This is a genomic window from Rhodococcus sp. WS1, assembly GCF_003797745.1.
GTDB classification, from domain to species: domain Bacteria; phylum Actinomycetota; class Actinomycetes; order Mycobacteriales; family Mycobacteriaceae; genus Rhodococcus_F; species Rhodococcus_F erythropolis.
Window position 1 is genome coordinate 83,537 of sequence record NZ_RKLZ01000004.1, and the last position, 12,269, is coordinate 95,805.

The 12,269-nt window shown below is 64.1% G+C and carries 8 protein-coding genes; 6 read left to right on the forward strand and 2 right to left on the reverse strand.

Annotated elements, in window-relative coordinates:
* Positions 1–348: a hypothetical protein gene (locus EEB12_RS28625; protein WP_141488998.1), complete on the reverse strand. Its 348-nt coding sequence runs from the start codon at positions 346–348 to the stop codon at positions 1–3.
* A 41-nt stretch (positions 349–389) separates the two neighbouring features.
* Entirely contained in the window at positions 390–2,546 is a 2,157-nt protein-coding gene (locus EEB12_RS28630) for an FtsK/SpoIIIE domain-containing protein (protein WP_141488999.1), read from the reverse strand.
* A 1,134-nt stretch (positions 2,547–3,680) separates the two neighbouring features.
* Between EEB12_RS28630 and EEB12_RS28635 the strand changes: the two genes are divergently transcribed.
* From EEB12_RS28635 to EEB12_RS28660, 6 genes are read left to right on the forward strand one after another with little or no spacing between them, the layout of a single operon-like run.
* Positions 3,681–3,989, forward strand: coding sequence for a hypothetical protein (locus EEB12_RS28635; RefSeq protein WP_141489000.1), 309 nt, complete (start codon positions 3,681–3,683; stop codon positions 3,987–3,989).
* Positions 3,990–4,022: 33 nt separating this feature from the next.
* Positions 4,023–4,421 (forward strand): hypothetical protein, encoded by a 399-nt coding sequence (locus EEB12_RS28640; protein ID WP_058037157.1) that lies wholly within the window; start codon positions 4,023–4,025, stop codon positions 4,419–4,421.
* Positions 4,418–7,492 carry an ATP-binding protein gene (locus EEB12_RS28645; protein ID WP_141489001.1) on the forward strand — a complete coding sequence of 1,025 codons (3,075 nt, stop codon included), beginning with the start codon at positions 4,418–4,420 and terminating at the stop codon, positions 7,490–7,492. Before EEB12_RS28640 ends, EEB12_RS28645 begins: the two co-directional genes overlap by 4 nt.
* Entirely contained in the window at positions 7,489–9,672 is a 2,184-nt protein-coding gene (locus EEB12_RS28650) for an acyltransferase (RefSeq protein WP_141489002.1), read from the forward strand. Before EEB12_RS28645 ends, EEB12_RS28650 begins: the two co-directional genes overlap by 4 nt.
* Positions 9,672–10,499: a hypothetical protein gene (locus EEB12_RS28655; protein WP_141489003.1), complete on the forward strand. Its 828-nt coding sequence runs from the start codon at positions 9,672–9,674 to the stop codon at positions 10,497–10,499. The genes EEB12_RS28650 and EEB12_RS28655 overlap by 1 nt, the downstream gene beginning before the upstream one ends.
* A complete protein-coding gene (locus tag EEB12_RS28660) occupies positions 10,496–12,103 on the forward strand; it encodes a peptidoglycan DD-metalloendopeptidase family protein (protein ID WP_141489004.1) in 1,608 nt (535 codons plus the stop codon). The genes EEB12_RS28655 and EEB12_RS28660 overlap by 4 nt, the downstream gene beginning before the upstream one ends.
* The last annotated feature ends 166 nt before the right edge of the window (positions 12,104–12,269 follow it).

Here is a 12,269-nt window from a genome sequence, read left to right on the forward strand (position 1 = left end):
TTAGCTGACTCCGAAGGCACTGGCGCCGGCCAATGCGTTGTCCATGTCCGTAACGACGGCGTCTGTCGCGTCCAGCTCGGCGAGCGCTTTGTCGCGGGCGCTGCCTTCGGGCAGAGCTTCGATGACGATGCGCTTCTTGGTCGAGGCTTCGCGGATCTCTGCGAGTCGTTCGCTGGTCAGCTCCTGCCCTTCTGTGAGCTTGGGAAGCCATGCCGGGGCCGAATCCTTGAAGTAGTCCCTCAGCATCTTGATGATCGGGTCGTTTGCACCCTTGGCGACGAACGGTCCGCGCAATGCGGCGACGTCCTCGGAGGTCGGGGTGATCGACTGGGAGATTCGGCGGGTCATTGGTGTTCCTTTCGGTGGTGGTGAAGCGGACAACTAGGGGGTCATACCGGCGCTGTTGCGGCGTCGGGTTCGGGGAGGACGACGACGCCTGTCGGGTCGAAGGTGATGCGGGTCTTCACGCGTCCGCTACCGACGGTCAGGACCGTCTTGGTGACGTCGCCCTTCGTGTTGCGGGAGACATCGACCGAATCGACAGTGACGGGCACGAGTTCGCCGTTTTCGTCGTCGATGAGCACGGTCATTCCGGCTTCGACAGCAGATGCGGGAATGACGTCCGCGAAGTCGTCGTCCATCGGCTGTTCGGGTTTGGCGGCTGCGACGAACTCTGCGGCCGAATCCGGAGCTGGCGCAGCGATGTTCTCGTCGTCGCCGGTACCGATCACGATCGGTTCGGGTGCGTTGCCGTGTTTGCGGGCTCGCTTGGCCAGTGCGCGTTCGGATTCGATGAACGCAGCCAACTCCGACGAGTAGCAGGTGAACTGTGGAGCTTCGGCGGGAGCGAGGCCCTCGATGATGTCCTTCTCGCTCGCGGCGAGCTGGTTCCATTTGTTGGGGTGACGGTCCACGTTCGGGGTCCACCACATCTGGGCATCGACGGGGTTGCCGTCGTCGCCGAGTGCGATGCCGCGGCCCTTGACGGAGGTGTCCACTTCGCGGCCGACTGTGGAGTCTCCCCACATCATCAGTGCACCGTCTTGGGAGAGGTTGCCGAGGCTGATGCGGGTGCCGAAGTTGTCGCGGGCGTTACCGGACGCGCCGCCGAACAATGACGCGTCGGGGCGCTGCACGCCGAGTAGTAGGCGGATACCGGCGGAGCGGGCGAGGACGGCGAGGTCTGCCCATGCGCCGAGAGGGTCGAGGGTCTTGAGCTGTTCTTTGGTCTCGTCGTCGCCGGTCTTCATCAGCCGCTGCCACTTGCCGGAGAGGATGAAGAACTCGTCCAGGACCGCGATCATCAGCGGCAGTTGTGAGCCCTCGATCTTCATCTGGTGGATGTAGGCGTTGCGGGCCATCATCTCGGTGTGCAAGGCACGTACGAACATCGCTGCGCGGAGCGCGTCGTAGATGATCGCGCCGCAGCCGGGGTAACCCTCGAGTCCGTCGAGTTCGATCATCTTCGGATCGACACCGACGAAAGGGATGCCGCGCCGCGCCGCTTCGGTGAGCAGGGTGCGGATCACCGACGTCTTACCGCCACCGGTCGGGCCGACGATCAAGCAGTGCGGCTTGTTGGAGCTGGTGGATACGTCCCAGTACATGGTCCGATCGGCGATGCCGGTCGCATAGGGCAGGTGCCGCAGGTTCTCGTCGACCAGATCGAGCGGGTGATCGACGCGTGAGGGCATCGGTGCAACGAGCCGCATGGTCAGGTATCCCTTGTCCGGGTACCAATCGGTGGTCCAGTTGCGGCCCGACTCGTGCTGACCCGCGAGAGAGGCGAGAGCTTCCTCGACCTTGATCTGAAAGCCCTTGGCGCCAGCGTTCATCGACTTCTCGTAGGAGATGCGGTATCCGGTCTCTACGCCTTCCTGATCGCGTGCCGAAACGGTCACCTTCGGGTCCTTGAAGATCGAGGCGCTTTCGAGCGCCGACTGGAGAACCTTCTGGCGGTCCGAGCGTGTGTCCGGGGTGATCGTTTCCCGCCGGACGACGATGCGGTCCTGGTGCGCCTCGTGACGGACCTTGACCTCCCACTTCGCACTGCCGGGGAACGCCGCTTCAATCGCGCGGGACAGCTCCTCGAATTGCTTCGGCCGAATCACGGTGCCGCGATGCATTTTGATCGTTGCGCGGCGGATCACTCGTGTCCCCGGAGGGAAGCTGACGGTGGTCTTCTTCGGGAGGTTGCCGGTGCCCTGCCGCACGACCGATTCGAGCATCTGAGTCCACTTGTGTGTGCTGTATCTCAGAACATCGCAGACGACGAGTACAGCGGCGGCGACGACGAGCAGAACACGGTAGCCGTGAACCTCGCCCAGCACGTCGACGACCGTCTCGTTGCCGACTGCCGACATGATGCGCGGGGCGAAGAGGGCTACGCCCGCGACAACGGCGACGAACGGTGAGAACGGAGTGAAGCGGCCGATGCGCGTCAGCTTGCCGTCTTCACCTACTTGATTGCCGTTGTTCGGATCACCAAAGACGTCACGGTATGTCGATACCAGCCAGTCCTTGAGTGGGTCCTGATTTCCGTTCACCGCCTGCGCCTTTCGCTCGTGTCGACGTTCTCGCAACGCCGTCCGGGTGGCGTCTGCGTGCACAGTGGCAGAAACCCCCAACTTTTCTCAACGGGGTGTCCCCCCTTTCCTTCGCGCTTTCCGATCACACTCAGTTGCCGCCGCTACCAACGCGTTCGATGGCACGCCACGGTGAGCGCTCGGCAGAGCGCACGTGCGGCGCTGTCGTCGACGGTTGATCACGGTGGTCGCGCGGCGCTCCATCGGAGAGCGGTGGGCCGTGTTCGCGAGCGCTCGGAAGAGCGTTCACCTCGGAGCGTCTCGAACGCTTTGTTGAGCGGTGTTTTCGCACGCTCTTTCGACCGCTCATTTCAGCGCTCCAATGAGCGTGGCGAGCGCCTGAAATTTTCGGCGCTCCCAGCGGTACGGTGAGCGTCACCGAACCCGTATCGGCCGATGAACGGTGAACGGTCCTCGGTACGCGAGGTCGAGCGGTGCATATAGCGTTCGACATGGGTGTTGCGAAATGCGTTGGCGCTGAGCGTAATTCTGAAGTACACTCCCCCCCAAGGAACGCCGGGGGGGAGTGGCCCCGGAGGGGATGGGTCCGAGGAGCGCTTTTCCGAGCGCTCGAAATCGCCGCCGAATATCGGTTCTGAATCCGACGCTGTTTTCACCGCGCATCTGAGCGCGTTCCCGGCGTACCCCTCTCCCCCAGATCTCGACCACCTTCTTCTCACCGCCTTCGGCCACTGCCCCGACAACGCGATCACGGAGCGCGCTGTCAGCGCGTCATATCGACCGTTTCGCTTCGGATTCCATCGGACCTGTGTGCGACGTCTCCCAACATCGGATAACAAACGCAAGCCCCGCACGACTGTGCGGGGCTTTTTCGTGTGCCTGAACACCGACCTGAATCTCTTTCGCGCACAGCGCGGTTGCTGAATCCCTAGTGAGATGCTGCACAGTCCCCGGTCAACCGCTACGCGTGCAACCCTCACAGAGGACCGTTTCTGACCGCCGCAGCGCCGGAGAACGTCGTCGAATCGCCCCTCCAGTGGCAGACACCCCGTTGAGATCAAAACCGCAATCGACTTACGGTCGCGCGCATCCACATTCAGATGCACAGAACGAACTCAACAATGGAGTGTGCTCATGTCCCTCACGTTCACCGTTCTCGAACTGGCGACCAATTCGCCCGGAACCGTCGATGTGCTCGCGCAACAAACCGATGTCAGCACAACAGGTGTGCGTTCGTGGATCGGCGACAACATCGTCTTCACGATCCTCGCGTTGATCGCCTGCGTCGTCCTGATGGGCGGTCTGCGAGGCAACCTCTCGAAGGTTTTCACCGTCGGTGGCCTCTCCCTCGTGGGCCTGGCGTTTCTCGGTATCGCCCAAAGCGAGAACGCCGCGACCGGCATCGGCAACTGGATCCTCGGCCTGTTCGGCATCCACGTCTGACCCACCCACCCAACGAGCGAAGGAACGCCGACCGTGATCGACAACGACGATTTGCTTCACCGCGTAGATCAGCACTACCTCGGTCCGACCGGGCTCACCCTGCCGTTCCGAATTCGCTATGCAGCGCTCGGACTCGGAGCGGCCCTCATGGTGATCGTCTTCGTCATCGCGCGCGGCATCGTGCACATTCCGCTCGGCTTCAAATCCCTCGTGGTGGTGATCGGAATCGTCGTCGTGCTGACCGCGAAAGTGACCAAGGTCGTCAACGCGGATCGCCCGGTCCGATCCGTGGTTCGAGCGGCGTGGAACGACCTGAACGCACCGCGCCCACCGAAGGCCGGCCAAACCGTCACGCTTCGCCTCCCCGCCATCTCCAGCGCCTCCGGACGCAAGCACGCCGCTACACCAATCGAAGGTGAGTCCTCCCGATGACTTTGCAGCCCGACAACGAAATCGCCGCACTGTTCGATCCGAACTTCGACGAGCCCGAACCGGCCATCGTCCCGCCGGGTGCTTTGCCTCCCTCGTGGGCGGCAGCAATGGCGGCAAATCGCACACCCAACGCGACTGCCGCGAACTCCGACACCTCGGCCATTGCACCGCCACGGGAGTTGGCCTGGTCGCAGGCTCCCGACATTGGAATCACAACGCCCGCCCCCGTCTTTTCCCCTACACCGCCAGCAGAGCCGGCGCCCGCTGGAAAGGGCAAACGACGCGGGAAGAAACGCACCAAGAACACCGCGACCGACGGGGAATTCAACCGGCAAACCGCTGCGGCGAAGAAGCGCGCCGACAAGGACCGCAAAACGGTGCGCCTGGAGCTGGTTGGGGTGGAAGGCAACGTCACCCGGACGCGCCGTCAATCGACGGCATGGTTCGTCCAGCCGCCCGGCCCGTGGAACATGCGTCCGGTCGGTAGGCAGAAGCGCTACATCCAGAACGAGGGCATGGTGTTGGCCAACCTCGCCGAGTCCGGCGTGACGGGGATGCATCGACGCCTCGTGCGCACGCCCTGGCCGGTGCGCCAGTGGGCGCAGAAGCATGATGCATGGGCCGAACCGATTCCGGACGTCCCCGGCGCGCTGTCGTGGGCGGACTACCTGCGTGGGCAGCAGCACGCGATGCTGTGGGGAAACCCCACGCAGAAGGGCCGTTACTGGGGCATCGAGTTGCCTCCGCGTTCTGCGATGGCGCAAGGGCTCGATTGGCTCGGCCGCTGGCTTGTTCCGGTGATCGACGTGCCCCTCCTGGGGAAGATCGCTCAGCTCGTAGGTAAGTGGGCGCGTGATGCGTTCCTCAACGAGCAGAAGGCGATCGCCGATCACCTCGCGACCATCGAACGGCATCTGTCGGGCCAAGGCGTCAACGCCAAGCCCGCGACACCGGCTGAGATGGACTACCTGTTGTTGCGATCGGCATCGCTCGGCCTGCCACTGGACGCAGACGGAATCATCGCCGGTGCGGGCAACTGGGAAGAATCCGACGTCGCGACGCTCGAAGACCTCACCAACCTCGCTCTCACTCCCGGCGACGGTTACACGACGGTGCGCGGTCAGGTCGGCGGTCGGGACTACACCGGATACGCGATCGTTCTCACCGTCGGGCGTATGGCACCGCTCCCCATCCCGGAAAAGATGCTGCCGTGGCAGGTGCTCGGCGACCCGTTGGGTGAACCGCTGGAGTGGTCGGAGCGGATCAAGCTCAAGACCAAGAGCCAAACGGTGCGCGGACTTCGGCGGTTGACGTCGAAGATCGAAGCACAGTTCGACCACTACACAATCGAGCACGATCAGGTCCCGCCGCAGGAACTGGCCGAGCAGCACGCACGCGCGCGGCAGGTCATCTCCGACATCGAGGAAGACCACTCGGGTTTGTCGGTGCGCACCGAGGGTTGGTACCGGGTTCTCGTGGTCGGTTCGACACCGCAAGAGGCCAAGGAAAAGGTCTCGATGTTGCAGGAGATGTACGCGCCGCGTATCCGCCTCGAACAAGAGCACGGCCAGTACCAGCTCCTACGCGAGTTCATTCCGGGTGAGCCGCTGGCCAACATCGCCCACTGTCGGCGGATGAGCGTCGAAGCTCTCTCTGCCGGAATGGCCGCAGTCGGTGACCGCATCGGCGACCGTACCGGTGTCGTGGTCGGTCAGACTGCGTCGATCGCACCGCGGCCGGCGGTGTGGGATCTGTTCGCCGCGCACGAGAAGAAGCACAAGTCGGGCCTGACCCCGATCGTCGCAGTGCCCGGATCGGGTAAGACGTTCCTCGCAGGTGTCCTCGTCTACCAAGCGGTGCGCGCCGGTGCTTACGGCGTCGTGCTCGACCCTTCGGGCCCGCTCAAAAAGCTCGCCCAGTTGCCCGAGTTTCGAGGCATCGCGGAGGTCCAGGCACTCACCGGCCGCACCTCGCGTCCTGGCTCGCTCAACCCGTACCGGGTGATCCTCGATCCGCGGCGCGATGATCCGGAGTACGACCCGCACAGCGTCGACTACCAAGACGACCCTGATCCGGTGGCCGCAGCCCAGGGGCAGTACGACGCCGATGTGCGGGCCGCGGCTGCCGAGCGAATTTCGGTGGCGGTATCGGTCCTGAAGATGATGCTCACCCCCGCCAGACTCGAACACGAGTGGACCGAAACGGTGCTCCAGACGGCAGCGAACATGGTCGGCGGCGAGCGGCACCACAACCTGCGCGAGGTTCTCGCTGCTATCGACCTCATCGGCCGCGATGACGACAACGTCGATCTGCGTTCGTGCGCGAAGAGCGTGCACCAGGACCTGGCCATGATGTCCGACCTGTCAGAGGCCCGCGTGTTGTTCCCGGAGGAGGGAACGGTCGGCGACGTGGACGATTTCGTCAACGACAAGATTCGCCTCACGGTGCTGACGATGCCTGGTCTGCAACTTCCGCCGTTGGGCTCGGATGCCTCGCAGTGGACTCCGCAACAGCGGATGGCTGGGCCGTTGATGCACATGGCTGCGTGGCTTGCGAACCGTCTCGTCTACGAGCTGCCGCGTTACGAGCGCAAGGTGCTCTTCCTCGACGAGAACAAATATCTCGAGCAGACCGGTGCCGGCCGCACTCTGAACCTGCGGATTGCGCGTGACAGCCGAAAGTTCAAGGTTCGTGCGCTGGTGTGCTCGCAGCTTCCCGACGACTACCTCGGAGTCGATGGCAGCGACGACAAATCGGCGTTGACCTACGAGGTCATCATCGGCGACCTCGGGGGCAACGCTCACGCCATCGAGGGCGCGCTGAAACTGCTGAACCTTCCGGCCGGAGAGGGCTACGAGGCGCTCTTGGCTGATCTCGGCGGCGGCGGCGAGGACACCCTCGACGAGGACACGAACACCGAGCACTTGGACCAGGCGCGCCGCTTCATCGTGAAGATGGCCGACGACATCGAATTGATCCGCTCGGACTGGACGCATTTCGTGCATATGTCGCACGTCTTCGAGGCACTCGATTCTCGCGCCACTCGCACAGCGATGGGGACGGCGGTATGAGCCCGCTGAAGCGCCGGAGCGTGCAGTCCGGGAGGTCTACGGCATCGCGCCGTTCCGGGTGGCGTACGGGGCTTGTGGGGCGTGTTCTGGTGGTGTTGATATTCGCGTCCGTCTCCCTGATCGGATTCGGTGGTGGCATCGCGTCCGCCGGCGGTTTCGACTGCAAGGACGTTCCGTCACCGGAGTTTCCGAACGAGGTCCTCGAGACCACGTTCGATTCGACCAGCGCTGGACGTTCGTCCTCTGGTGGGACGGGTTACGAAACGTACGGGTGGGCCGGGCTCAAGTGGCACACCTATGACCTCGGTTGCGGTGAAGACCTGGTCCGCGCTCCCGGCGCTGTCGGCGACACCACGTTGGGCAACACCTTCCTGACGATCGGCAAGTCGATGGCAGCCGCCGCGTTCTGGCTCGACGACCAGACCAAGACCGGGCAGGCCGCTGAGGATGCCGGCGTCGAATCGGCATTAGGCAAGTTCGATCAGATCGTTTTCGCGATCACCGAAGGCATGCGGGGCATTTACGGGGAGTGGCTGGGAATCGCTCTGATTCTGGTCACCGCCATGATCCTGTGGAAGGCACTGCGCGCCGATGCTGCCGGCGTCACCAAAACTGTGGGTATCGCGGCTGCGGGGTTGGCTCTCGGCGCTCTGATGGTCGGCGCTCCCCAGAAGGCACTCGAGGTGGCAGACGACACCTTCGGTTCCTTGATCACTGAGACCCAGGATCAGATTTTCTCGGTGCAGTTCGGTGACTCGTCGGATGGCGGCACGCTGGCCGGAGGTAGCACCGATCCGCGAAACGTACTGATCGACAAGATTTTCCTCCCGGACTGGCGCAAGGGTTGGTTCGGCACGAACTACGACCCGGAGGACACGGCCAAGCTCGGGCCCGATCTACGAGACGCTCTGGCGTTCACCTACGAGCAGCAGCAAGAGGTGAAGGACGATCCGAAGGCACAGGAAAAACTCGCCGAGGAGAAAGCCGACAAGTTCGAGAACATCGTCGAGAAACTGGACTCGGACTATCAGCTTTCCTATCGCCAGTTCCAAGGTAAGGATTCCGGCCGCACGTCCACCGGCTTCATGGCCATGATCAAGATGAGCATGCCGGCGCTGCTGTGGATCGGTGCATCTCTCCTGAAACTGGTAGCGCTGCTGTCGATCCGGTTTGCAGTGTTGTTCTCCCCCGTGTGGATTCCCTTTGCGATCGCTGCCGCCGGATGGCTTGCCCGCATCCTGCGCATGCTCGGCACGGCCTACATGTGGGGCGTCGCCGGGTCCGTCATTGTCGCCCTGTACTTGATGGCTCTGGTCCAGCTGTACGTCAAGGCCAACGGCTCGGTCGACGGGTCCTGGCGGTTGTGGTTCATGGTGATCCTCACCGTCGTCTGCTGGGCAATCATGCGTCCGTTCAAACGCATGAGTCAGACGTTCTCGCAGAACAGCGCGAGCATGGTCAACCGCAAGGCCCGCAACGCGAAGAAGTCCCTCAAACACAAGGCATTCAACGCTGCGAGTTTCGCGGTCGGGGGGCCGACACAGGCCATCGCTGAGAAAGCCGCCGAACGTTTCGCGCGCCGCGGCGGACGTGGCGCCGAGGACGACTCGGGGGATGCGACGTCGACGTCGGTGGCTCGACCGGAAGGCCGCGCGCTCAACAACCGTCGACAGCAGGCACTGACGCAGTCCCGCGCAGACGCTAGGAAGGCTCAGGGTCTGGGCCGGGCAGGTCGTCTGGGTCAGGCGGCCAACACCGCAACAGAACGCGATGCCCGGATCGCCGGGATTGCGGCTGTCGCCAGCCGCGACCTGGCGCGAGGCAACGGCGCCAAGGGAGGCGTGGACAGCAAAGACGCCGACCGCGCAGTCAGGGCCGGCGCGAGTGCGTGGCGAATCCTCGACCAGGACGAGGTCAACAGCCAGCTCCAAGAACGCAAGGCGCGCAAGGATCTTCTGACCGCCAGCGTCGGACAACGCTGGGACGGTGGTGACCGCTCAGCCATCGCACCGATGAAGGTCTACACACCGCCCGCCCGCGACAAGCATTCGACGAGCCAGACCGCCCCCTCAGCCCCCCGCAATCGGTCGACGAGTTCGGCACCGAACGCGAGGGTCTGGAACGCTGCTGCGCCCGGCACGACCACACGAGAGACACCTACGAGAGACCGGTACATCTGATGTCTCAGTCGGGAACCAATCCTGTCCTCGCGCCGATCCGCCGGTGGGTGCTCTACTCCCGCACCAATCTGGCAATCGCCGTGATCGCCGCTCTGGCGTTTCTGTTCGCCTTGGGCGCGGTGTTCGGAGAGAACCCACAACCTGCCACGGCAGCGCAGGAATCAAAGACCTCCACTGAACCTGTCGCGCAGGCGGATTCGGTCAGCTACGACCTCATCGAGGTGAGCGAATCTCTCGTGGCCGCCAAAAGCGCAACCTGGGTGGCAGCCAACGCGCCGGCAACCGCGATGGCGTACGCACGAGAGTTCGTCAACATCACCGCCTCGGATGCGAAGTGGACCAGCGCGATCGGGCGCTACACATCCACCAAGCCTGGTGAGTACGTCGTGGCTGCGCGGCCACGAACACCCGTTGTCATCACCGGCCCGACGGTCAGCACACTCTCGGACGGTCCGGACGGTGCGCGTACCGCTGAGGTGACCGTTCCGACGCAAGCCGGAGATATGCGGATCTCACTCGCTGTCGACGAGACCAGCGGAGGCAAGCGGTGGGTGGTCGGATCCCCTCTTCCGACGCTGGACTTGTCCAAGGTCGAGAGAATCACCCCGGCAACGTCCACGGCCACGCCGAGCACATCGCCGTCGACGACACGACAAAGCGAAACGACAGCGCCGCAACCGTCCTCGTCGTCGGTTCCTGCCACATCCACGCCGACACCGACTCGCGATCTCGACGAGCCGGCGCCCACCACTGCCGATGCGCCGACCCCGGTGCCCGGTCCGATTCCGATCCCGGACCTCGACACCCCGATTCCGGGTGGACTGTGAAGACGAGCAGCCTTCAGCGGGCGATTCTGTTGGTCGGCGCCGCGTCCGTCGTCGTCGGCACCTCTGCATGTTCTGCGGGAGCGCCGGTCATTCCGCGCGATGCCTGCCGCAGCGCCACCTCGACGAGCAGTGACAGCGGTTCCCGATCGAGCAATGGCGACGGTGCGCCGGCCGTTGGCGGTGCAGAGTTGGCGGTGGCCGGGACGATCCAGATGCCGGTCAAGCCCGGCACCGCTACCTTCACCTCGGGTTTCGGTGAGCGCTGGAACGCGCAGCACCGCGGGGTGGACTTGGCCGGCCCCGTCGGCACGCCGATCCTCGCTGCCCTCGACGGCAATGTCGTTGCAGCGGGATCGTCCGGGGAGGGGCCGGGAGTCGGGTTCGAGAACTGGGTGGTCATCGACTCGAATGTCGGCGGCAAACCTGTGAGCACGGTCTATGGCCACATGTTCGCCGACGGTGTCCTCGTCAAAACGGGCCAGCACGTCAAGGCCGGCGATCACATCGCCAACATCGGAAACGCGGGCTCGTCGACAGGGCCTCATCTGCACTTCGAGTATTGGGAAGGAGGAAAGATGCAGGGCGGGACCGCACTCGACCCCGTCAGTGTCCTTCCTGACATCGCCCGACAGAGCAGCGACGGCGGTGCCCCGGTCGCCGATGTCGCCAGCAGCAGCAATGTGCAGATCATCTCGGCTCGATCCTCGGCCGATTGCGCTGGCTTCGGTGTGGCCGGCGGCGGCGAATTGGCGTTCAACATCGTGCCGCCCGAGTTCGAGCCCTGGCTTCGCAAGGCTGGGAGTGTGTGCGCGGAGATCGACTCTCCTCTGTTGGCTGCACAGCTCCAGCAGGAGAACGGATTCCGCCACGGAGCGAGCGCCCCTGTATCTCCCAGCGGGGCGATGGGGCCCGCTCAGTTCATGCCAGGTACGTGGGCGACGTGGGGCAAGGATCACGACGGAGACGGGAAGATCGACCCCAACTCGATCGGCGATGCGGTCATGTCGCAGGCAGAGTTCATGTGCGCACTTCACAAGGACGTGTCCGGGATCCCGGGCGACCCGATCGAGTTGACGCTCGCCGCTTACAACGCCGGCCCCGGAGCCGTTCAGCAGTTCAACGGAATCCCGCCGTACGCCGAGACCCAGAACTACGTCGCCAAGATCACCGCAGCTCGTGCGACTTTTACCAATCCGAATTCCCGCGGCCGGTTCGTCCCCACGACGACGGGCGGAAATGCGCAGGTAGTCAGTGCGGCGCGGGAGTATCTCGGTACGCCGTACGTGTGGGGCGGCGGTGGCACTGGAGGACCGACGGGTGGTGGGTTCGACTGCTCCGGCCTGACGTCCTTCGCGGTCTATGCGGCCAGCGCGGGCAAGGTCTCACTCCCCCGGACCTCTGAACAGCAGTGGACGGTCGGCGTCGAGATCCCGATCGACCAGGCTCAGCCCGGGGACTTGGTCTTCGGAGGGTGGGAGGCGAGCGGTCCCGGTCACGTGGGAATCTACGCCGGTAACGGTCAGATGGTTCACGCTCCGACGACCGGTGATGTCGTGAAGGAAGCTCCCCTCCAGTCCGGAATGAAGGCACGTCGCGTGATGTAAGGGGACGTGTCGTCTTCCCTGTTGGTCGACATCGAGAGGATTTCGCTACCGCCGGCAGACCGTCACCACTGAGTGCGTCCGCCTGAGCGCTTCAGCTTCGGCACTGCTAGGCGGCGCGCTCTTCAAGCCGGACACCCCTTCGCAATTGAGGGGACGTGTCATTTAC